Annotated in this window: 27 protein-coding genes, 1 rRNA gene and 1 pseudogene; 4 read left to right on the forward strand and 25 right to left on the reverse strand. The window is 32.5% G+C overall.

Going from position 1 to position 20,686, the window contains the following annotated elements; genetic code table 11:
- From VRU49_RS11290 to VRU49_RS11300, 3 genes are all read left to right on the forward strand, one after another.
- On the forward strand, positions 1–525 hold the full coding sequence (locus VRU49_RS11290) for a PH domain-containing protein (RefSeq protein ID WP_330146889.1): 525 nt from the start codon (positions 1–3) through the stop codon (positions 523–525).
- Positions 515–1,984, forward strand: coding sequence for a PH domain-containing protein (locus VRU49_RS11295; protein WP_330146890.1), 1,470 nt, complete (start codon positions 515–517; stop codon positions 1,982–1,984). Before VRU49_RS11290 ends, VRU49_RS11295 begins: the two co-directional genes overlap by 11 nt.
- A gap of 100 nt (positions 1,985–2,084) precedes the next feature.
- Positions 2,085–3,140, forward strand: a complete 1,056-nt coding sequence (locus tag VRU49_RS11300) for an NAD(P)-dependent alcohol dehydrogenase (protein ID WP_330146891.1) — start codon at positions 2,085–2,087, stop codon at positions 3,138–3,140.
- 74 nt (positions 3,141–3,214) lie between these two features.
- On the opposite strand, the gene VRU49_RS11305 is transcribed toward VRU49_RS11300, so the two are convergent.
- Positions 3,215–4,195: an acyl-ACP desaturase gene (locus VRU49_RS11305; RefSeq protein ID WP_330146892.1), complete on the reverse strand. Its 981-nt coding sequence runs from the start codon at positions 4,193–4,195 to the stop codon at positions 3,215–3,217.
- A 272-nt stretch (positions 4,196–4,467) separates the two neighbouring features.
- Between VRU49_RS11305 and VRU49_RS11310 the strand changes: the two genes are divergently transcribed.
- On the forward strand, positions 4,468–4,830 hold the full coding sequence (locus VRU49_RS11310) for a hypothetical protein (RefSeq protein WP_330146893.1): 363 nt from the start codon (positions 4,468–4,470) through the stop codon (positions 4,828–4,830).
- 115 nt (positions 4,831–4,945) lie between these two features.
- Here VRU49_RS11310 and VRU49_RS11315 read toward each other — a convergent pair whose 3' ends face one another.
- The 24 genes and pseudogenes from VRU49_RS11315 to rrf all read right to left on the reverse strand — a co-directional run.
- Complete coding sequence (locus VRU49_RS11315; protein WP_330146894.1) at positions 4,946–5,434, reverse strand: DUF4199 domain-containing protein; 489 nt, start codon at positions 5,432–5,434, stop codon at positions 4,946–4,948.
- Between the two features lie 157 nt (positions 5,435–5,591).
- Positions 5,592–6,227, reverse strand: coding sequence for a trimeric intracellular cation channel family protein (locus VRU49_RS11320; RefSeq protein ID WP_330146895.1), 636 nt, complete (start codon positions 6,225–6,227; stop codon positions 5,592–5,594).
- A gap of 15 nt (positions 6,228–6,242) precedes the next feature.
- Entirely contained in the window at positions 6,243–7,067 is an 825-nt protein-coding gene (gene ygiD / locus VRU49_RS11325) for a 4,5-DOPA-extradiol-dioxygenase (RefSeq protein WP_330146896.1), read from the reverse strand.
- Between the two features lie 107 nt (positions 7,068–7,174).
- Positions 7,175–7,582, reverse strand: a complete 408-nt coding sequence (locus tag VRU49_RS11330) for an OsmC family protein (RefSeq protein WP_330146897.1) — start codon at positions 7,580–7,582, stop codon at positions 7,175–7,177.
- Between the two features lie 4 nt (positions 7,583–7,586).
- Complete coding sequence (locus VRU49_RS11335) at positions 7,587–8,471, reverse strand: pirin family protein (protein WP_330146898.1); 885 nt, start codon at positions 8,469–8,471, stop codon at positions 7,587–7,589.
- Positions 8,472–8,504: 33 nt separating this feature from the next.
- Positions 8,505–9,290: an SDR family oxidoreductase gene (locus VRU49_RS11340; RefSeq protein ID WP_330146899.1), complete on the reverse strand. Its 786-nt coding sequence runs from the start codon at positions 9,288–9,290 to the stop codon at positions 8,505–8,507.
- A gap of 8 nt (positions 9,291–9,298) precedes the next feature.
- Complete coding sequence (locus tag VRU49_RS11345; protein WP_330146900.1) at positions 9,299–9,829, reverse strand: YceI family protein; 531 nt, start codon at positions 9,827–9,829, stop codon at positions 9,299–9,301.
- A gap of 96 nt (positions 9,830–9,925) precedes the next feature.
- Positions 9,926–10,756 (reverse strand): AraC family transcriptional regulator, encoded by an 831-nt coding sequence (locus tag VRU49_RS11350; protein ID WP_330146901.1) that lies wholly within the window; start codon positions 10,754–10,756, stop codon positions 9,926–9,928.
- Positions 10,757–10,827: 71 nt separating this feature from the next.
- Positions 10,828–11,517, reverse strand: coding sequence for a hypothetical protein (locus tag VRU49_RS11355; protein WP_330146902.1), 690 nt, complete (start codon positions 11,515–11,517; stop codon positions 10,828–10,830).
- A 151-nt stretch (positions 11,518–11,668) separates the two neighbouring features.
- Positions 11,669–12,388: a DUF2490 domain-containing protein gene (locus VRU49_RS11360; protein ID WP_330146903.1), complete on the reverse strand. Its 720-nt coding sequence runs from the start codon at positions 12,386–12,388 to the stop codon at positions 11,669–11,671.
- Positions 12,389–12,394: 6 nt separating this feature from the next.
- On the reverse strand, positions 12,395–12,904 hold the full coding sequence (locus VRU49_RS11365; RefSeq protein WP_330146904.1) for a DUF6691 family protein: 510 nt from the start codon (positions 12,902–12,904) through the stop codon (positions 12,395–12,397).
- A gap of 12 nt (positions 12,905–12,916) precedes the next feature.
- Positions 12,917–13,483, reverse strand: coding sequence for a YeeE/YedE family protein (locus tag VRU49_RS11370; protein ID WP_330146905.1), 567 nt, complete (start codon positions 13,481–13,483; stop codon positions 12,917–12,919).
- Positions 13,483–13,776 carry a thioredoxin gene (gene trxA, locus VRU49_RS11375; protein ID WP_330146906.1) on the reverse strand — a complete coding sequence of 98 codons (294 nt, stop codon included), beginning with the start codon at positions 13,774–13,776 and terminating at the stop codon, positions 13,483–13,485. Before trxA ends, VRU49_RS11370 begins: the two co-directional genes overlap by 1 nt.
- Positions 13,773–13,979: a hypothetical protein gene (locus VRU49_RS11380; RefSeq protein WP_330146907.1), complete on the reverse strand. Its 207-nt coding sequence runs from the start codon at positions 13,977–13,979 to the stop codon at positions 13,773–13,775. The genes trxA and VRU49_RS11380 overlap by 4 nt, the downstream gene beginning before the upstream one ends.
- Positions 13,963–14,196, reverse strand: coding sequence for a hypothetical protein (locus VRU49_RS11385; RefSeq protein WP_330146908.1), 234 nt, complete (start codon positions 14,194–14,196; stop codon positions 13,963–13,965). Before VRU49_RS11385 ends, VRU49_RS11380 begins: the two co-directional genes overlap by 17 nt.
- 139 nt (positions 14,197–14,335) lie before the next feature.
- The gene (locus VRU49_RS11390) at positions 14,336–14,542 is read right to left on the reverse strand and encodes a YgaP family membrane protein (RefSeq protein WP_330146909.1); all 207 of its coding nucleotides are present in this window, start codon (positions 14,540–14,542) and stop codon (positions 14,336–14,338) included.
- Positions 14,543–14,547: 5 nt separating this feature from the next.
- Complete coding sequence (locus VRU49_RS11395; protein WP_330146910.1) at positions 14,548–15,201, reverse strand: methyltransferase; 654 nt, start codon at positions 15,199–15,201, stop codon at positions 14,548–14,550.
- Positions 15,194–15,511 carry a rhodanese-like domain-containing protein gene (locus tag VRU49_RS11400; protein WP_330146911.1) on the reverse strand — a complete coding sequence of 106 codons (318 nt, stop codon included), beginning with the start codon at positions 15,509–15,511 and terminating at the stop codon, positions 15,194–15,196. The genes VRU49_RS11395 and VRU49_RS11400 overlap by 8 nt, the downstream gene beginning before the upstream one ends.
- A gap of 21 nt (positions 15,512–15,532) precedes the next feature.
- The gene (locus tag VRU49_RS11405; protein WP_330146912.1) at positions 15,533–16,945 is read right to left on the reverse strand and encodes an MBL fold metallo-hydrolase; all 1,413 of its coding nucleotides are present in this window, start codon (positions 16,943–16,945) and stop codon (positions 15,533–15,535) included.
- 87 nt (positions 16,946–17,032) lie between these two features.
- On the reverse strand, positions 17,033–17,830 hold the full coding sequence (locus VRU49_RS11410; RefSeq protein ID WP_330146913.1) for a sulfite exporter TauE/SafE family protein: 798 nt from the start codon (positions 17,828–17,830) through the stop codon (positions 17,033–17,035).
- Positions 17,831–18,548: 718 nt separating this feature from the next.
- Positions 18,549–19,376, reverse strand: coding sequence for a hypothetical protein (locus VRU49_RS11415; RefSeq protein WP_330146914.1), 828 nt, complete (start codon positions 19,374–19,376; stop codon positions 18,549–18,551).
- A 99-nt stretch (positions 19,377–19,475) separates the two neighbouring features.
- Positions 19,476–19,667, reverse strand: a complete 192-nt coding sequence (locus tag VRU49_RS11420) for a GNAT family N-acetyltransferase (RefSeq protein ID WP_330146915.1) — start codon at positions 19,665–19,667, stop codon at positions 19,476–19,478.
- 320 nt (positions 19,668–19,987) lie between these two features.
- A pseudogene (locus VRU49_RS11425) lies at positions 19,988–20,260 on the reverse strand (IS3 family transposase); the annotation flags it as partial.
- Between the two features lie 337 nt (positions 20,261–20,597).
- Positions 20,598–20,686: ribosomal RNA gene (rrf, locus tag VRU49_RS11430) — 5S ribosomal RNA — on the reverse strand; the annotation flags it as partial.

Genomic DNA, 20,686 nt, shown 5'->3' on the forward strand with positions numbered 1-20,686 from the left:
ATGGAATTTGAAAATAAAGTAATAGGAATTAAAGATATACCTACGATTGAATCGATTGTACTTACTCCCATAGAAAAATCCTATAGAAAAGTTCAAATCTATAATCAATTACTATTAATTTCAATTCTATTAATTGTAGCTACTTTAGCTCTATATTTTATCAAATCTTTACAAAATACCACCATCTTTGCAATAGCAGTTGGTGGTATTTTACTATTTTCTTTCGCTCTATTCCGACTTTCCTATTTATCTTTTTTAAATAAATCATACGCCATAAGGGAACACGACGTAGTCTATCAGACTGGGTGGTTATATAAAAAAATACATGTATTACCTTTTGCTAGAATTCAACATTGCACGTTAAATTCTGGAGTTTTTGAAAGAAAATTCAACTTAAGTTCACTTTCTATTTTTACAGCAGGAGGAGATTCATCTACCTTAAAAATTGAAGGATTATTGGTTCAAGATGCCGAAAAATTAAGAAATTTTATCATTAATAAAATTAAGCAAGAAGATGAACAATAATTTGAATGAACTAAAACGACAGCCTGCAGAAGCCATAGTATTAGTATTTATTCAAACCATTCTTTCGCTGTTAAAATCACTTTGGCCCTTCCTTTTATTGATGCTTTTTAGAGCCGAGAAAAAAGGTAGAATGGATATTCAATTACTCTTAATACCCACTATTTTAGTTATCCTCCTATCTATATTCAATTATTTTTATTTCAAATATGGAATAATTGAAAATAATTTTAAGATTAAAAAAGGGTTATTAAAAAAAGTAGAAATAAACATCCCATTAGAAAATATTCAAGCTGTCCACATCAATCAAACCTTATTAGATAGGATCTTAAACTTGGTTAAATTAACCATAGATGCTACAGGTTCTACTAAAAATGAAGCCGAACTTCATATAAAAAAAGAGGACGCTTTAACCTTAAAACAACTAATCCTACAAAAACAGGAAAATAAACATACTATTTCCGAAGAAAAAGAAAACGAGGACTTCTCCGAAAACATAGTAACAGAACTAAGCACTAAAGACTTAATTAAACTTGGAATTTCTGCCAACCATATAGAAACTTTAGCTGTATTAATTGGATTAAGCTTTTCATTTTTTCAAAACCTTAAAGATTTATTCGACAATCTATTTAAAGAAATTCTGGAAAAATCTGAGCGCTTAATAATAATTTCAGGCTTTACAATGGTGGTTTATTTCATCTTATTTGTTGTTATTATTTCAGTAATCGTAAGTTTTTTTAGAACCATAATTAAATACTTAGACTTCCAGCTTAAAAAAGATCGAAACGGCTTTAGTGTAAGCAGTGGAGTGGTAAATAAAACTGAAAGAGTTATTAAATTCAATAAAATTCAATACATCAGTTGGTCGGCGAATTGGATTAGAAAATATATCCCTATTTATTTATTAGATTATAAATCTGTAGGTATTCAGAGCGACGAGAAATTAAACGTAAAAATTCCGGTTACTTCATTTGATTTACTCAACAAACTATTAAATATTTACGATCAAATTATCCCTGAAAATCATCCACATTATCGTATTTCAAAACAATATACTATTAGAAAAACTTTGATATTGGGCGTAATTCCTGCCTTAATTCTAGAAACTATTTTATTCTTTAATTTTGGCAACATAGGTATTCTATCACTTCTTTTAATACCGATAGTTTATGGCATTTGCTTCTTTATTCAAAAGAAATATAGGATTTATTATAATCAAGACGTCCTACATATAAGAAAAGGCCTATTTGGCGATCATCAAATCCTTTTGCAGTGGCATAAAATTCAAAACATTACTGTCGTTCAATCTTATTATCAACAAACAAATAAATTGGCCAATATTAATATTTATACTGCAGCTGGACTTATTTCTATTCCTTATTTAAAATTGGAAGATGCGCATCAGATTTTAAATTTTGGAATTTACACCATTGAAAATCGGTTAGATAGAAAGTGGATGTAAAACATTCAATTGTTAATATATCGTTATATTTTCAAATCCCTTAAAAATTATAAAAATCGGTAGCGATTTTGCGTTAATTTTACAATAAACAATTTCAATTATGAGCACATTTAACGTAAAAGCATTTGGCACACCTGCTGCTGATGCTGATTTAAAAGAAATTCAAATTCAAAGAAGAGAGGTTAAAGAAAACGACATAGAAATAGACATTCTATATTGCGGAGTATGCCATTCTGATTTACATACAGCTAGAAATGAGTGGGGTGGTACAATTTATCCAAACGTTCCAGGTCACGAAATTGTAGGAAAAATAACCAAGGTTGGATCTAATGTAACCAAGTTTAAAGTTGGTGATTTAGCCGGAGTAGGTTGTTTGGTTGATAGCTGTAGAACCTGCGAAAGTTGCAAAGAAGGATTAGAGCAATTCTGTGAAGTTGGAAGCACAGGAACTTATAATAGTAAGGATAAGCACCTAAATCAGCAAACTTTTGGTGGTTATTCAGAAAAAATTGTCGTGGATCAAGATTTTGTTTTAAGCATTCCAGAAAATTTAGATTTAGCAGCAACTGCACCACTTTTATGTGCTGGTATTACTACTTATTCGCCATTAAGACATTGGAAAGTTGGTCCGGGTAAAAAAGTTGGTATTGTAGGAATCGGTGGATTAGGACATATGGGTGTTAAAATTGCAAAAGCAATGGGTGCTGAAGTTGTAGTAATAACTACCTCTAGTTCGAAATTTGAAGATGCTATGCGATTAGGTGCCGACAAAGTGATCTTATCTTCAGACCCTCAGCAAATGAAAGAAAATGCTGGATCATTACATTTTATTTTAGATTGTGTTTCTGCTGATCATGATATAAATTCTTATATCAACCTATTAAAAAGAGATGGAAACTTAACCTTAGTAGGTGCGCCAGAAAATCCACTTCCAGTTGCTGCATTTAGCTTAATCGGTAAACGTAGAAGTTTTTCAGGCTCATTAATTGGAGGTATAAAAGAAACCCAAGAGATGTTAGATTTCTGTGCTAAACACAATATCACATCTGATATTGAGATGATTTCTATTCAGGATATTAATAAAGCTTATGAAAGATTATTAAAAAGCGATGTGAAATATAGATTTGTGATAGACATGTCTACTTTAAAGAATTAATCTATTATAATTAATAAAAAAAGCCTCTGTTAAAATTTTAACAGAGGCTTTTTTATGTTTTCAAAAATCGGGAATTATCCAACGATCCAGCTAAATTTATACTCTAAAGTAGGGTTTTTCATACGCTCAGCTACACGTAATAAACGAGCAGGCAAATTCATTAAATAATCTCTGGCTTTTTCTCCAGATTCATTTAAATCTTTAAGCGTATCAATTTTCCATTCATTTAATAAAGATTGCATAATTTCCACATAATCTACTGCAGTATAAACCCCTAAACGTTGTGCTGCATCTGTAAAATGACCGAAAGTTTGGCCAATATTTAAACCAACTTCTCTTAAAAAGTGTGCTGGCATAACAATTTTCTTACGCATCATATCTTCAAAAGCTAAAATAGCTTCGTTCTGATCTACTTCAAAAATGCGAGACATAAAATCTTTGTAAGCTTTAGCGTGTCTAGCTTCATCAGAAGCAATAACACCACACATTTTAGACAACAATGCATCACCATCCTTTTTAGCTAATGAAGCTACTCTCCTATGCGATACGTTTGTTGCTAATTCTTGGAAACTTGTATAAATGAAATTTCTGTATGGATCATGACCAGTGCCAATGTCGAAACCATCTGCTATTAAGTATTGAGTAGATGTTTCCATCGCTCTCATATTTACTCTTCCGGAAAGATATAAATACTTGTTTAATACATCACCATGTCTATTTTCTTCTGCTGTCCAATGTCTAACCCATTTCATCCAACCACCTTCTTCATCTCTACTTACTCCATTAACCATAGTTAACCAGCTCTCATATGTAGGTAAAGCTTCCTCAGTTATGGTATCTCCAATTAAAACAGCCACCAAATCATAAGAAAGATTATCGGCACTCGCTCTTAAATCCTTAATTGAATTATAAAAATTCTCGTTAGTAGAATCTGGCAAAAAATCTGCAGGTTGCCAATTGGTATCGATAGGTTTTAAATAAGTATCCATCGCCTCAAGCATATACTTCTCAAGGTACATTAAAACTTCTCTACGTCTTTCTACATAAAAACTCATATATTATTTAATTTTAGTCTAACCAAAGATACAACTATTGTAATAAACTTTATTTAATAGCCTTGTTTGTCACTAATTAACTACCAAATCACGCTTATATTTTACAATTCATAAATAATTTAAATTGAGATCACATTAATATATGATTTAGATTATTTGTTTAAATGATAATCATCACAGTAAGGCATTTTAAATTATTCCTTATAATTAATTTTTATAGAATTACTTAATTTTATATATTAGAATAACCCTAATTACTAAAATCCTTTAAAATGAAAAGAATAATATTATTAATCACTCTTATTTTAGGAATTACTGCTGTTGCTCATAGCCAAAATTTAAATTGGAGTTTAAAGTATGGGAAATATTCATGCACTGCTTCTAAGTATAACAACGGAAGTTATGAATTTGTTCCAAGAGGATCATTTATAATTACAAAAGACAAGAAATACACCTATAATGGTTTCGAAAAACCAAGCTCTGGTACTTTTACGATAGATAAAAACGGAAATTTATTATTTAAAGGTGGATATTTTGATGGAGGAAAGGCTGAAAAAACCGACCGGGAAGATAAATTTTTGTTGGTTTTCCCATCCAATCCAGATAATAGGTGGACTAGTAGCTATGTAAAATAGAATAATTCAAGAGCCACTTTTTGTTAAACTCAAGACGCAACCTTTAAGATCACTCTTTATATCTATTTGGCCTCTTGAACGAGTTTAAAATATATATAACCTTTCCTCTTTGGGATTAGTTAGAAGGCTTAGATCTTATAAAAATCATTGAAATTGCTGTGGTAATTACACCGAAAATAAAGGCAAAAATGGTAGAGTTAATGGCATAATTTTTATAATTAAAATTAGCCTCAGCTAATTCGGTCGTTTTATAATAACCAATTTCAACCGAGCGTTTTATTACATTCGGAAAATACTCTGGTGAAATAACAAAAGTAATTACCCATTGAGTTAGTGGACTTAATAAAGCGATAAAAAACGATAATATTATTCCTGATAATAAGCCTTGTTTATAAGATATTATGCCCGCATAATAATTTTTCTTTTTGTCTTTAAGCGCCATTACCATAAACCAAATCGCTGGTATTGCAAAGAGATTTGTTAAATATAAATGGTAATCTATATACTTTCCATGTAAGCCAGCCAATTTTTCTAAAACCATCCAAACCAATGTCATTATTGCAAAAAAGATGGCCCATTTAATTTCAATTTTTAAATTTTTCATAGGTTTACAAATTACTAAACTTTAATTAAGCTAATGATTATCAATTTATTTTACTTAAATGTAAGTAAATAAAAAATTAAGAATGCAAAAATTAAGAAAACGATGATTAATTAATTAATTGTCCCAATCAAAGCAAAAGCAACGCACTTAACAATCTTTATTTTTTCTTCCCTGAATTAGATTCTAAAGGTTTAAGTTGTGGTAAATGAATATGAAATTTAACAGCAACAATCCTAAAAATTATAACAGTTAAAGAAGCTAATAATTCTAAAATGCCAACTGGCAGATTAATAAAATTCCCAAAAAAATAAACACCTCCACCTGCAATTGAAGCGAGCGCATAAATATCCTTTCTAAAAATTAAAGGAACTTCATTTAACAAAACATCTCGCACAACGCCTCCTACCGATCCAGTTATGGTACCCATTACAATACAAACCCAAATAGGAAGTCCAGCGTCTAAGCTTTTTGTAATACCCACTATTGTAAACAAACCCAAACCAATTGTGTCGAATAAAAAGAGCGTATTACCCATTTTAAATAATTTCTCTTTAAACACTAATGTAGCGAGAAGGGCAACCCCAGTTGTTATAAAATATTTAGCATCTAAAATCCAAAATGGGGTAACCCCCAAAAGTAAATCCCTAAAAGTTCCCCCACCTATTGCAGTAACCAAACCAATAATATAGGCCCCAAACCAATCTATTTGTTTATGAGAAGCTAATCTTATTCCACTTATGGCAAAAGCGAAAGTTCCAATAAGATCTATAATTATTGTAAAATCTACTTGCATGTTTTTGTTTAATTTTTAACCAATTTTTACCGATGTCATGGTCAATGACCCTGCTACAGGTTTATCGTTAAAAATGGTTAGCACTTCATCTTTTTCTTGCAAAGCTAGCGAATATAATAACGGTAAATAGTGTTCTGGAGTTGGAATAGACCAATCAAAAGTTTTCCCTTGTGATCTAAAATTAATAAGCGATTGATGATCACCTTTTAACATAAAAGATTTCATTTTTTCATTGGCCTCTATCGCCCAATCATAGCCAAAGGTTTCATTTAATCGCCTCCACTCTACCATTCGCAGGTTGTGAACTATGTTACCGCTTCCAATTATCAATACACCTTTATACCTCAGCGATTTTATTTGCTGTGCCAATTCATAATGATATTGTGGCGTTTGGGTATAATCTAAACTTAATTGTATTACTGGAATATCTGCATTAGGGTATAAATGTTTAATTACACTCCACGCACCATGATCAAGCCCCCATTTATCGTCTAAACCTACCGCAGTATTAGTTATTAATGCTTGGGTTTCTTTTGCTAAAGCCGGACTTCCAGGCGCTGGATATTGAACTTCAAACAGCTCTTTAGGAAAACCTCCAAAATCGTGAATTGTAACCGGATTTTCCATCGCTGTAACATAAGTTCCTCGGGTTTCCCAATGCGCAGAAACGCATAAAATTGCATTTGGTTTAGGAATTTCTTTTGCAATATTCCTAAATCCAGTAACGAACTCGTTTTCTTCTATAGCATTCATGGGACTACCATGACCTAAGAACAATGCTGGCATTTTTGGCGTATTTCCAAAAGCTGAGCTTATTTTATTTAAATCACTAAGTTTCATTTTTTAATGTGTTATCTAGAAAAATATCAAATATTTAAGTACTAATAATCTTGGAATGACCTTTTAAAACCACTCCTAATTTTCGGCATCCGTTTAAATATTACTTCTTAATCCGCTATTTTTCCTACCTCCGATTGAATATTAAATTCGTTTGAGAGCATCTTATGAACTGGACAAAGATTTGCTATAGCCAATAATCTATCCTTTTGGACTTGATCTAAATCCCCAATAAATTCCAGTTTTCTTTTAACATTTGTTTTATTTACTGCTGCATCAAATTCCAATTCAACATTTATTTTAACTTCTTCTAATAGCCATTGCTTTCTATCGGCATACATTTTTAAGGTTGCCGAGGTACATGCAGCTAATGCTGATGCTAATAATTCCTTAGGTGAAAAACCTAAATCCTTACCACCCAATTCAATAGGCTCATCTGCTATTAATTTATTTCCTGTTTCAGAGATTATTTCAATTTTATAATTTTCTGTTTTTATACTAGACGAAATTTTTGCCATACTTCTATTTTTTTCTAAAATTTGGATAAGGAATAAATTCTTCTTGATCATCTTTTACTTTATCAAAAAGCTGCGCATCCCAATTTATTTTTGCTTTTTCAATTAACGCTTTATCGGTTGCAACAAAATTCCAGTCGATTATTCGTTCTTCTGAAAATGGTTCTCCTCCAAAAATGTAAACTGTACTATTTTCGTGGATTGTAAATTCACATAGATGACTATCTTTTGTAACCAACATTTGTTTGGATCCATATACATTTCCATCACTTTCTACTGCCCCCTCTAAAATATATAATCCAGATTCCCCATATAAATATTGGCCTATAGATAATTTTTGAGTCTTAGTGCTTTTAAGTTCAATCATGTACAATTTACTGTAAACAGGAACTTTAGATTTTCTATTAAATGCTTCTCCTGCAATTAACTTATACGCTACACCATCCTCTTCCCATTCCGGAATTTCATGTTTGGAAATATGAAAAAACTCTGGATTCATCTCTTCCAAATGCTGTGGCAGCGCCACCCAAATTTGCAATCCATGTAAATGTTTTTCAGAATCCCTTAAATATTCGGGTGTTCTTTCGCTATGTACAATTCCCTTTCCTGCTGTCATCCAGTTTACTTCACCTGGTTTTATTTCTAAGGCATTCCCAATAGAATCCCTGTGCATAATACTACCTTCAAATAAGAATGTTAAGGTAGATAGGCCAATATGTGGATGAGGAAGTACGTCAAAATTATTCCGCTCATTTAGCTTTACTGGACCCATATGGTCTATGTAAATAAATGGGCCAACCATTCTTTTTTGACGAAAAGGGAGCAGCCTACCAACCAAAAACTTGCCGATATCAGCTGCTCTTTCCTCAATAATTAAATTAATATTCGACATATAAATAATTTTCTATTTATTAAAATAGGCTGATTAAGAGTTTCCATACATATTAGATTCTCCCCCATCAATAGCTATGGTTTGTCCATTTATATAACCATTATCATCACTTAATAAGAAAGCAACTAATTTGGCTACTTCGTGCGGCTGACCTAAACGCTTTGTTGGATTACGTTGTGCGTATTCTGATTCTGCTGCTTTCGGATCAGCTGGATTTACTTCTCTAAAAGCTTCGGCTACCATTGGAGTTAAAATAGCTCCAGGTGCAATAGCATTGGTTAAAACACCATCTCTACCATATTCTAATGCTGCATTTTTAGACATACCCGATACAGCATGTTTACTAGCCACATAAGGCATTTGATTTAAAACACCACGAATACCACCAACAGAAGCAGCATTTACAATACGGCCATATTTTTGTTTTTGCATAACAGGAATTACATAACGTAAGCCATAATAAACCCCCATTAAGTTAATATCAATTACCTTCTTAAATACATTCACATCATATTCGGTAATACTTGCTTGTTTACCTTCAATTCCAGCATTATTGTATAAACCATCAATCGTACCAAATGCCTTTACTGCTTCATTTACATAGTTTTTAACAGCTTCTTCGTTAGAAACATCTGCTACTACCGAAATTATTTTTACAGCTGGATATTCCTTAGCAATAGCAGCCTTGGCTTCCTCTAATACTTTATCATTATAATCTACTAAAACTAAATTTGCCCCTCTAGATGCTAATTCTTTTGCAGTTGCTAATCCAAGTCCCATACCAGCACCTGTTACAATCATTACTTTATTTTTCATCATTATAATTTTTAAGATTGTTTAATAAATTGAAATTCACCTGAAATTTTTACTTCATCACTAACTAAAACACCACCGGTTTCTAATGCAGCATTCCAGTTTAAACCCCAATCTTTACGATGTATTTTACCACTCATAGAGAAACCTGCTTTTTCATTACCCCATGGATCTTTGTTTATCCCGCCAAATTCTAATTCAAGCTTTACTTCTTTTGAAACTCCCTTTATGGTTAATATTCCTTTTAACTCATACTCTTCATCATCCTTTTCTTCCATTGAAGTGCTTTCGAAAGTGATTTGAGGAAAGTTTTCTACATCAAAAAAGTCGGCAGATTTTAAATGCCCATCTCTATCTGCATTGTTTGTATTGATAGAAGATGCATCAACTTTAACTTGAACTTTCGAATCAAAAATATCTTCGCCCTCAATATCAATTGAAAAATTATTAAAAGCACCATTAACATTCGTAATCATCATGTGCTTAACCTTAAAAGTTAATTCACTGTGCGTAGGATCTAATACCCATTTTGTTGTTGTTTCCATGATTCAGTAATTTTTAGGATTTAATTAATTTATATAGTAAAGATGCAATTAATTAAATATCAATGGGTATGAGTATTCGGAAGAAGTGTTGTAATTTTAGGAAAGTAGATTTTTCATCTCTTCTCTAAATTCTGTTGGTGTTTGTCCGGTTTTCTTTTTAAAGACGGTAGTAAAGTACGCTTTATCAGCATAACCCAATTCAAATCCTATTTCAGCAATATTTTTATCGCTATGGATCAACTGGTTCTTAGCTTCAATAAGCTTCCTAGTTTCTATTAATTCACTTACAGATTGGTGAAGTATGTTATTGCAGATTAAATTTAAGTTGCGTGCCGACATAAACAATTTTTGAGCATAGAAATCTACGCCTAACGGCCGATGATAATTCTCCTCAAGAATCTGTAGAAAATTTTGCATCGTGGTATTTTTAGTTTTCGCCATTCCGTTTAAGCCCTTTGTAGATTTGTTATTCTCCGACTCAATCATCACAAATAAAGTGCTCAACAATTGTTTTACTACACTAAAATCAGGCACCTCTTGCTTCATTTCCTCGTTTATAAACCCACAAATGGTTAATAAACGATTAAAATTATCGTTACAACTAAATTTTAATGAAGCATGATTATGAAAAGATGCGTACAATTGAAAGGTAGTTTCTGGGATAAATTCGCTTTTAAAACGCATTACCCACATATCACAATTCCCGTCTTTTAATTTTGGAATTACACGATGAACTTTTCCCTTGGTAACAAAACTTACCAATGGCGCCTCCAAAACAGTGGTTTTAAAATCTATAAAATGTTCCAATTTTCCTTCAATCGCTATAATCAGTTCTTCAAAATCATGATTATGCGGCGCATCAGGCGCTGCACTAATTTTGGTGGCTAGCTGATTATCTACTTTGAATATTTGAAAAAGCTGATTCATTTTATCAGAAATATTAACTTGAATATGCTTAATAAATTTTACTTTCTCAATAGATCTAGATCAAAATTCATTTAATATTCTATGACTCTGCCATCAATTTTTCCACTTTCGTCGAAATTATCGAACTCCGGACCAGTAATAATTGAAAACCCCATTTTAGCCAATTTATCTTCAGTTAATCGCTCAACATTAAATTCTGTAATGTGTAAATTCCCGTATTTACATAGATTAAGCTGAATTTGCTCCTTGCTATCGAATAAAAAAATATATTCTGGTGCCGAGGGGTCACATCTGGTGATCCAAAAAAAGATGTCCACAAATTTCAATAAATCGTGGATATTAAATTTAAATGCTTCATTGTATTTTGAACCGCCAACCACCTTTTCTAATTCATCATAAACGGCATCTAAAGGCACAAAATCGTTATCTCTATTCCCAAAAAAATCTAACTTAAAATGGGAAACTACAATAAAATCAGTTGCATTTATTGCTTCAAATAATGGTGTTAATTTTTGAGTTAGCGTAGCCGTAAACGATTCTAATTGGGTATGATTTATGGTGATGACTTTATGAAAAACAGGATAATCTAATACTTCCTTGTTATAACAATCATACATTTCCCAAAACAGCGATAATTCTCCTTGATCTTTATAATATTGTTCTACTTCTTCATCGTAAAATGACTTTTGAATTTTTGCTAATTCAGAACAAATTATTTTTTTCGATTCAATGATATCCTTTCTGTTTGCGGTGGTAAGCATAATTAAAGCTGAAAATTAAAGATTTAAAAATCAACAACAATTACGCAATAATTTTTGATAGTTCTCTTAAATATTTGACATTCTTATCCGCTCCAATACATCATTTGCTTTATGACAAACCACAGAAAAAGAACAAATCACCTTACGATGACTACAAAGAAGGCATTAAATAATTTAAACTCAACGTGAGGTTATTTTCCTTCACATAGGTTGTATTATTTAATGGTAACCTAGAAACTCTCATATAACCAACATCAACTTTTAAATTCTCCAGCAATTTAGATTCTAAATTAATTCCAATCCTATTGTGATCGAAAATATGGCGATCAGAAACCCCACTTAAATTTAGTAAAGGTTCGTCATGGATAGATAATTTCTGGTGTTTATTTAAAACATATTGAAGGCCAACACGAGAACGAAACCTAATAATATTTGACGATTGATTTAAGAAAATCCTATACTCAAATGCACTTCTACTTATAAAAACCCAGTTATTGTGAATAGTATTATGAAACTCAACCGCAGCAGAAGATCTAATTTCTTTATTGGCCGCAGCTAACTCATCTGATTGCTGATTAATTATTTTATGAGCTGAAAAATAAGAAAACGGTGATAAAGAAAATTTAAAAGCTTCATTATACTGATAATGAATCCAATTTCTATAAGAAATCATTAGATCTTTATCGAACATATTATTGTTCTCAAAACCATTTTGTCTTCTATATTGAAACTCATTATCGAGTTTTAATTTATCGTTTATGGGTGTTGTTATAGTGGATCGAAACCAGAAATTTTCGTGATCTTGAGCCATCAACCTAGGTGCTATAAAAACACCCATAATTGCGATATAATATTTCAACAACTTACTCATTTACAATTAATGAGGAAGCTTTTCTCTAACTAATCCGTAAACCCAAGTTCCAGCAACGGCACTTAGTAAGGTAACAATAATAACAGTGGCCCCTGTTCCAATTTGTGCAAAAAGTGGACCTGGACAAGCGCCAGTAATTGCCCATCCAAAACCGAAAAGCAATCCGCCGTAAATCTGACCTTTATTAAAAGTTTTATCGGCAATTTTTATAGGCTCACCATAAATAGTTTTAACCTTAAATTTTTTAATCAGCCATACCGAAATTACGCCTACAAATACTGCACTTCCAATTACGCCAAACATATGAAAAGATTGCAATCTAAACATCTCTTGAATACGAAACCAACTCACCACTTCAGCTTTCACGAAAACGATTCCGAATAAAATACCTACTGCTAAATATTTTAAATTATGATACCATTTATGAGCCAATTGACTTTCATTTACACACATAGCATCTGTTTCGCGCTGTTGTAAATCTTTATCTATTTTTAGATTTTTTATAGTGTTTTTCATCGAAGATCTCAATTAAAGTGAAAGAATGTGAGGTAAAATTAAATTAGCCATTATGAAACCTCCAACCATAAAACTAATAGTAGCTACTAACGATGGCCATTGTAAATTTGACAATCCCATAATAGCATGCCCACTTGTACATCCTCCTGCATATCTAGTACCAAAACCAACTAAAAACCCACCTACAACCATTAAGAAAAAGCCTTTAAGTGTAAATAGCGATTGCCAGTTCATAATATCCTGAGGTACCAAATTATTAAAATTGGTAATACCATAAGTTGCAAGCTCTTCTACCAAATTAGGGTTAACCTGAATTGGATTTGGATTGGACAATAAATTAATAGTAATTACACCACCAAAAAACACACCCAATACAAAAAGCAAATTCCAAACTTCTTTTTTCCAATCGTACTTAAAGAATGAAATATTTGCTGGAAAACATGATGCACATATATGTCTTAAAGAAGAACTTATTCCAAAAGATTTATTTCCAATTATTAAAAGAATAGGCACCGTTAAACCGATTAATGGGCCAGCCACATACCATGGCCAAGGTTGACTTAAAAATTCTAACAACATTATTTATTATTATTAATTAATTTTTCCAATTCATTTGCAGAAACCACACCAGACTGTCGCCAAATAGTTTCTCCTTTTTTAAACAAAATAAAAGTAGGCACTCCCATTACTTGATAAGCTCGCGCTGCATGTGGATTTTTATCTACATCTATTTTAATTATACTGGCATCATCGCCAATTCTCTTTTTTAAATCTTCTAAAATGGGTGCCATAGTTTTACATGGTCCACACCATTCTGCAAAAAAATCTACCAATACTGGTTTATCTTGATTTATTATTTCTTGAAAAGTCATACTGCTTCCTTTTTATCTTTTTTAAACATATTTAATATTAAACCGCCCATTAAAGCCCAATATATTGTACTATTTATTGGGTCTGATGTAATTGCGCAGTTTGCAGAATCACACCCTATTTGTAACCAATATAGGAATCCTGCTACTGCCCCTAAACCAACACCTACAAAGGTTAAATAATTATTCTTAACGAATTTCTTCATATTTAATCTCCTCATTAGGATTAACTTTTTTATTGATTGGTGTATAACAACCCGTCGGACCACAACAACCTATATTCAACAAAGGCATTAATGAAAATAATCCGCCCAACACAATAAAAGTCCAATCGTTCGCCGCAATTCCTTGTCCAACTATGAAAATGCCTAATGCTAAACGAAGCACCCTCATAAATCCCCAATGCTTTAAATAATTTCTCATAATCTTCCCATTAATCTGAATTTTCAACTTTTTTTTTGAAAAAATATATACTCAGAAGTTCCTTATAAACTAGCTTCCTGAACACTAAAAACCTGGAATAATTACCTTAAATTTTAGTGCGGAATAAAAACAATAACCTTTAATGCTCTTTCTTACAAGTATTAATACCTAATGGTAAATACAGGGGGCAAAAACTTATAAATGAAGTAAGCACAAATACAACGGCAAACACGCCCAAAACAATGGCTAAGGTACCTGAAATGACATTTGTGAAATACAAAACGCCGATCACTATTGCCATTAAAATGCGAATAGTTTTGTCTAAAGATCCCATGTTTTTTTTCATAATTCTTATCTTTTAACTAGGTTTATAAATACTTCTGAATTAGCTCTTGGTGAAATACTATTATAACATGCATTCATAGTTTTAATGGTAAAGTAATTATTAAATAGCGATTTATATTCCCCTACACTTCCACCAAAAGGGGGAAAGGTATAGTTAAACTCTCTATCAAATAAAACACCTATAATTTTTCCATTTTCATTTAATAATGATGCAGCTTTACTTACATATTCAGCTCTCCTACTTGGGCTAATTGCACAAAAGAAAGTCTGCTCAATAATTAAATCATATTGACCTTCGTGTAGAAAAAAATCTTCACATAAAACCTTAACCTGTTTGTTCCCAGAAAATTTCTCCTTAAGTGTAGCCACTGCAGCTGGTGCAATATCTATTAATGTTATATTAGTAAACCCATTTTCCAATAAGTACGATGCTTCATGTGCATTCCCACATCCCGGAATTAGAATGGCTGCATCTTTATTTACATATTGATCCATGTATGCAGTAATTACTGGCGATGCATAACCAATATCCCAACCTGTTTCCTTATTCTCCCATTTCTGGTTCCAGAAACGTTGGTTAGATAAATCGGCCTCTTGATTTCCAAGATATGTCTCGCCATCAACTACACAACAATTCATATGGTTTACTGTATTATCCATTAACCACTTTATTTACATCTTCCCAAGTCCCACCATTTATCACTTGCTTAAAACCACTTTGCTCTAAAATAGACTTTGCTTGACCGCTACGATTTCCGCTTCTACAAAAAACAACGATGTTCTTATGGTTATCAAATTTTGATAATTGACTGATTATTTGATCCAACGGAATATTAACCGCGCCTTTAACGCTCCCGCTCGAAAACTCTCCCGGCGTACGAACATCTACTAAAAATGCTCCGTTTTTTACCGCTTCTATTAGTTCAAGATTATCATTTTGAACCAAAATATTTTTAAAAATTCCAAACATGACCTTTTCTATTTAAAATAATTAACTCAACATTTTACTTTGGCAAACGAAATCTGTTTTAGGAACATCTGTTTGTTTAATGGCATTAAATCCGCCTTCCACTTCAGTAAAGTTTCTATAACCTCTTGCTTGCAAAATACTTGCTGCAATCATACTTCTGTAACCGCCTGCACAATGAATATAAAAATGCTCTTGAGGATCTATATCCTTAACCCATTCGTTAATATAAGCCAATGGTTTACTGTAGGCAGCATCAACATGTTCAGCAGCATATTCAGTTTCTTTTCTCACATCAACAACTTTATCTTTCTCCACATTTATAGCAGAAGCAAATTCTTCTGGAGTAATTCTGTTTACCACATCAATATCCTTATCTGCAGCTTTCCAAGATTCAAAACCACCATCGAGATGACCAACCACATTATCAAAACCTACACGACTTAAACGAGTAACCGCTTCTTCTTCCCTACCAATATCGGTAACCAATAAAATAGGTTGTTTAACATCTACAATCATAGCACCTACCCAAGGAGCAAAATCGCCATTAAGGCCGATGTTTATTGATTGAGGAATAAACCCTTTAGCGAATTCTTTATCATTTCTGGTATCTAAAATTAAAGCACCAGTACTTTCTGCATAAAGCTCAAACTCAGTTGGAGAAAGCTTTTTCATTCCATTTTGCAATACCTCATCGAAACTATCATAACCTTTTTTATTCATGGCTACATTCATTCCGAAATAAGCTGGAGGAGGTAACAATCCATCCGTTACCGCTTTTACAAATGCTTCCTTATTTGGCTGATTTAAAGCGTAATTCATTTTTTTTTGATTACCTAAAGAATCCACCGTTTCCTTCATCATATTTTTACCACATGCAGAACCTGCTCCGTGAGCCGGATAAACAGTAATATAGTCTGCTAAAGGCAATATTTTATTGTATAAACTATCGTAAAGCAATCCTGCTAATTCTTCTTGTGTCATACTAGCTGCTTTCTGAGCTAAATCTGGACGACCAACATCACCTAAGAATAAAGTATCTCCACTAAATAAAGTAGTTTCTTTACCCTGCTCGTCGATAAGTAAATAACAAGAACTTTCCATCGTATGTCCAGGTGTATGTATTACTTTAATTTTCACATCACCAATTTCAAAAATCTGATTATCAGCAGCTACAATAGCTTCGAACTCTGGATTTGCAGTAGGACCGTAAACAATTGGGGCTTGTGTTCTTTTACTTAAATCGACATGACCGCTTACAAAATCAGCATGGAAATGCGTTTCAAAAATATATTTAAGCTTAACGCCATCTTTTTCTAAACGATCAATATAGGGTTGTGTTTCACGAAGTGGATCAATAATAGCAGCTTCGCCATTTGAAGTTATATAATAAGCACCTTGTGCTAAACATCCTGTATAAATTTGTTCTACTTTCATCTGTATTATTTTTTTATTTTTTTTTTGATACATCAAAGTTCCGAAGATATTTTAATGCCATCAGTTACATAAGTTACATTACTTAATTTATTTTAGAATCGTTTCCTTAATAAGGATATAAATACCCATTACCAATACGAACCAACCAAATGCGGGCTTTAATTTAGAGCCATCAATTTTCTTAGATAAAGCCATACCTATAAAAATACCAGCAATCGCAAAAGCGGATATTTTAACCAAGAACAACCAATCAATAGTTGTTTCTCCACTTTCTCCAAAAAATCCAATTAAAGATTTTAAGGCAATAATTACCAACGAAGTTCCTACTGCCTCTTTCATTGGTAACTTACTTAACATCACCAATGCAGGGATAATTAAAAATCCACCGCCAGCCCCCACCAAACCTGTTAAAACACCAACTATTGCCCCTTCTACAAGAATCAATGGATAATTAAATTTTTGCTTTTCTGGTAAATCTTCTGCTGATTTTTTATCCTTCTTAATCATACTATACGATGCTACAATCATCAGAATAGCGAAAATCAACATCAAAAAAATACTCTTAGTAACTACAAAACCTCCCAGACTAAAAATTTCGTGCGGGATAGCTGGAACAATATATGCCCTGGTTAAGAATACCGATATGATAGAAGGTATACCAAAAACTATAGCTGTTTTAATATTTACCAATCCCTTTTTAAAATAAGACAAAGACCCTACAACACTTGTAGAACCCACTATAAAAAGCGAATACGCTGTTGCTAAAACTGCATCTATCTGGAACAGATAGACCAATACGGGAACGGTAAGAATACTTCCACCACCCCCAATTAAACCTAAAGAAACTCCGATAAAGATAGAAGCTATGTAACCTGCAATTTCCATTTATATTATAATTTATGATGTAAAATTATACTAATTAATAACTTTAAACAGTTACATATGTTACATAAGCAAAATATTCAATCGAAAAGTTAATTATTAATAAACTTTAACAGATTAAACAATCATTAAAAATGTCATAAAATCAACTACTATAGTTTAAAAAAAGTATAGATAAACAACAATAAAAAGTTGAATATTATTCTTTTTCATTAAATAAGTACTTGGTAGTTAGTACAAAGACACTTTTATTATATAGTGTTTAATAAGTTCTGTTTACAAAAAAACAATGTACAAACGCTATCACTCGGTCTCCCCGACTTTCCAACATTCAGACTTTCAGACTTTCCCGTCTTCCCGACTTTCAGACTTTCCAAACTTCCCTGATTCGTAGAAATGACTCCTACTTTGCTTTATAATTTTAAACTTCAAGGAATCGTAAATAATACCGAAAATAAGTACCGCTACTGCGATTAAAAGAACATGCAATTCAAGCGAAGAATAAAATATACCGCCTAAAAGACCACCTAAAAAGAAAAACGAAATAATTCAAATTTATTGATAGAATTCTATTTAAAATATTTACCTCCTCATAAACGTATTCACTAGAAAGGATGCATTTATGGTAGACTGAGTAGGTTTGATGGTGGGTTTTGTACAAGCGGGACTGTTGCACTAGAGAGGTGAATACTAAACTTCTATGTTCACTATATATTTGAAATCAATTGTAACCTACCCATGCACGACTTTGAATATCAAACAGCCAATAAATACCATTTGCATAAGAAAAATTAAATTTTTCTTCCAATTTAACAGAATCAGGAAGCTTAAGAATTTTGGTTAGAAAACCTGTTTTAATTTCATATAGTTCTACTTGCTTTTTTAAAACATTTAAAAAGCCTAACTCCTGCCCCTTAGTCCCTGTGTAGGCAAGCGAATGATAACTATAAGAGTCTTGTAATAAATCGGGATATGTTTCAATGTCTGTTTTCATACTACTGGTGCGGCCCCAATGAATGGCTATGGTTTCCTTAAAAGAACCTTTATGAGTATAAACATGTACCTTTGCATCGTAAGACAAAAACAAAACTACATTTGCATCAGCATTATAAACACCTACCGCATTATCTTCCGCTTGTGAGGTCTCATCTTCTGTTTCACTTTCTATTCCAATTACGAGGCCGGTAGATGAAAGTTTATAAGAAAACCAACCACTTAAATAATATCCATTTCCCCAGACTTCCTTCTTATTAGGATTGTACCACAGTCCTCGCACATCTATTAGGGTTTTCATATCATCATTACTTAATCTATCTCCATTGGCACTAAATACGCCTAAAGGATAAGAGCTCCTTCCAGCAAAAGCAGCATAATATTTTTTTTGTCCTGGATGCCAAACAACACTAGCCCCATTCTTCCCACTATGTTCGCCATCAATCTTGGGCATCTGCAACACTAAGGTCTTCTTTAGGTTTACAACCGATTGACTATTCCCTGAAAAACACCAAAAAAACAACAGAAAAGTAAAAAGAATAAGTCGCTTCATCATCTTAAATTTTCTTTCAAATATAAATTACACAGCTGATAATCACAACACTATCCAATAGAGTAGGTAAAATAAATCCCCACCAATTTTACCAAACCCTTCTTAACAGTTCAGATTTTTATTTTCCCAAGTAGTCTTTTTCAATTCATACCAATCCGTTGGGTCGCCTTTATAATCAAAAGTTTCTTTAAAGACAAAGCCCAATTTAGATAATACTTGTTTTGAATTTATATTTCTCGGATCAGTAATTGCAAAAATTTTGGCAACATTAAAGTTTGCAAATCCATAGTTCAAAACTGCGATTGAAGATTCTGTAGCAAAACCTTCCCCCAGTGTTTTTTCTTAAACCTATAACCTAATTCGTAAAAATCATTGTGTTTATTTAATGGTTAGTTAATATATTTTAGTCCAGACCAACCTATACATTCGTTTGTTAATTTGTCAATTACAGCCCAACGAGCAATACCATTTTCCTTGTATTGCTTTTTAAGCATTTCAATTACTTTTGCTATTTCGTCAATTGATTTTACAGGATTATGTCTTGTCCTGAAATAGGTTTACATAATTTGTAAACTTATGAGAAGAGAAAATCAACAAAAAAAGTCTTACACAAAATCTTTCAATGCAGCTTCCAATTGTTTTATTCTCTGTTCAGGTGTTAGCTCTTTATTTGGTTCCATTGTATATTGCTTGGGAAGAGTCCAATCTAAGGCACCATGTTTTCGTAACCAAACCAAAACAGTACTTCTGCCCTGGATCCCATAATTTAATTGAGCTTGCTTGTAAGTGTAATCGCCTTTTTCAACCTGTTGTACTACCAGTAATTTAAAAGCCATGCTATAATCTCGCTGACTACGCTTAAGTTCATGTTTGCCTCGTGTTTTCATAATAAGTCAATTTATATGTCAACTTATTTCAGGACGGGACAACCTAAACAAAAAAGCATCACAACTTTCGTTGCAAGGCTTTTAGTAAAATTTGGCACCGACCTACTCTCCCATCCCGAGACTTCGGGACAGTACCATAATAAGTAGATGGTAGTCAGTAGTCAGTAGTTAGATACTTTTTACTAAAGACTATTTATACAGTACCCTGTAATAAACAAAATGACTTCTGTAATAATTCTCGACAGCCAACCTCTCAGACTTCCTCACTTTCGGACTTTCGGACTAAAAACTCCTACAAAAAAAAAGCCTCACAACATTCGTTGTAAGGCTTTATAAAATTTGGCACCGACCTACTCTCCCACATGTTACTGCAGTACCATCGGCTCTGGCGGGCTTAACTTCTCTGTTCGGAATGGGAAGAGGTGG

The sequence above is a fragment of the Pedobacter flavus genome, assembly GCF_036324285.1.
Taxonomy (GTDB): Bacteria; Bacteroidota; Bacteroidia; order Sphingobacteriales; family Sphingobacteriaceae; genus Pedobacter; species Pedobacter flavus.

What these genes read in the sequence shown, in the direction of transcription:
- VRU49_RS11290 (WP_330146889.1), top strand. Translation starts at nt 1, where the DNA reads ATGGAATTTGAAAATAAAGTAATAGGAATTAAAGATATACCTACGATT.
- VRU49_RS11295 (WP_330146890.1), top strand. Translation starts at nt 515, where the DNA reads ATGAACAATAATTTGAATGAACTAAAACGACAGCCTGCAGAAGCCATA.
- VRU49_RS11300 (WP_330146891.1), top strand. Translation starts at nt 2,085, where the DNA reads ATGAGCACATTTAACGTAAAAGCATTTGGCACACCTGCTGCTGATGCT.
- VRU49_RS11305 (WP_330146892.1), bottom strand. Translation starts at nt 4,195, where the DNA reads ATGAGTTTTTATGTAGAAAGACGTAGAGAAGTTTTAATGTACCTTGAG.
- VRU49_RS11310 (WP_330146893.1), top strand. Translation starts at nt 4,468, where the DNA reads ATGAAAAGAATAATATTATTAATCACTCTTATTTTAGGAATTACTGCT.
- VRU49_RS11315 (WP_330146894.1), bottom strand. Translation starts at nt 5,434, where the DNA reads ATGAAAAATTTAAAAATTGAAATTAAATGGGCCATCTTTTTTGCAATA.
- VRU49_RS11320 (WP_330146895.1), bottom strand. Translation starts at nt 6,227, where the DNA reads ATGCAAGTAGATTTTACAATAATTATAGATCTTATTGGAACTTTCGCT.
- ygiD (WP_330146896.1), bottom strand. Translation starts at nt 7,067, where the DNA reads ATGAAACTTAGTGATTTAAATAAAATAAGCTCAGCTTTTGGAAATACG.
- VRU49_RS11330 (WP_330146897.1), bottom strand. Translation starts at nt 7,582, where the DNA reads ATGGCAAAAATTTCGTCTAGTATAAAAACAGAAAATTATAAAATTGAA.
- VRU49_RS11335 (WP_330146898.1), bottom strand. Translation starts at nt 8,471, where the DNA reads ATGTCGAATATTAATTTAATTATTGAGGAAAGAGCAGCTGATATCGGC.
- VRU49_RS11340 (WP_330146899.1), bottom strand. Translation starts at nt 9,290, where the DNA reads ATGATGAAAAATAAAGTAATGATTGTAACAGGTGCTGGTATGGGACTT.
- VRU49_RS11345 (WP_330146900.1), bottom strand. Translation starts at nt 9,829, where the DNA reads ATGGAAACAACAACAAAATGGGTATTAGATCCTACGCACAGTGAATTA.
- VRU49_RS11350 (WP_330146901.1), bottom strand. Translation starts at nt 10,756, where the DNA reads ATGAATCAGCTTTTTCAAATATTCAAAGTAGATAATCAGCTAGCCACC.
- VRU49_RS11355 (WP_330146902.1), bottom strand. Translation starts at nt 11,517, where the DNA reads ATGCTTACCACCGCAAACAGAAAGGATATCATTGAATCGAAAAAAATA.
- VRU49_RS11360 (WP_330146903.1), bottom strand. Translation starts at nt 12,388, where the DNA reads ATGAGTAAGTTGTTGAAATATTATATCGCAATTATGGGTGTTTTTATA.
- VRU49_RS11365 (WP_330146904.1), bottom strand. Translation starts at nt 12,904, where the DNA reads ATGAAAAACACTATAAAAAATCTAAAAATAGATAAAGATTTACAACAG.
- VRU49_RS11370 (WP_330146905.1), bottom strand. Translation starts at nt 13,483, where the DNA reads ATGTTGTTAGAATTTTTAAGTCAACCTTGGCCATGGTATGTGGCTGGC.
- trxA (WP_330146906.1), bottom strand. Translation starts at nt 13,776, where the DNA reads ATGACTTTTCAAGAAATAATAAATCAAGATAAACCAGTATTGGTAGAT.
- VRU49_RS11380 (WP_330146907.1), bottom strand. Translation starts at nt 13,979, where the DNA reads ATGAAGAAATTCGTTAAGAATAATTATTTAACCTTTGTAGGTGTTGGT.
- VRU49_RS11385 (WP_330146908.1), bottom strand. Translation starts at nt 14,196, where the DNA reads ATGAGAAATTATTTAAAGCATTGGGGATTTATGAGGGTGCTTCGTTTA.
- VRU49_RS11390 (WP_330146909.1), bottom strand. Translation starts at nt 14,542, where the DNA reads ATGAAAAAAAACATGGGATCTTTAGACAAAACTATTCGCATTTTAATG.
- VRU49_RS11395 (WP_330146910.1), bottom strand. Translation starts at nt 15,201, where the DNA reads ATGGATAATACAGTAAACCATATGAATTGTTGTGTAGTTGATGGCGAG.
- VRU49_RS11400 (WP_330146911.1), bottom strand. Translation starts at nt 15,511, where the DNA reads ATGTTTGGAATTTTTAAAAATATTTTGGTTCAAAATGATAATCTTGAA.
- VRU49_RS11405 (WP_330146912.1), bottom strand. Translation starts at nt 16,945, where the DNA reads ATGAAAGTAGAACAAATTTATACAGGATGTTTAGCACAAGGTGCTTAT.
- VRU49_RS11410 (WP_330146913.1), bottom strand. Translation starts at nt 17,830, where the DNA reads ATGGAAATTGCAGGTTACATAGCTTCTATCTTTATCGGAGTTTCTTTA.
- VRU49_RS11415 (WP_330146914.1), bottom strand. Translation starts at nt 19,376, where the DNA reads ATGATGAAGCGACTTATTCTTTTTACTTTTCTGTTGTTTTTTTGGTGT.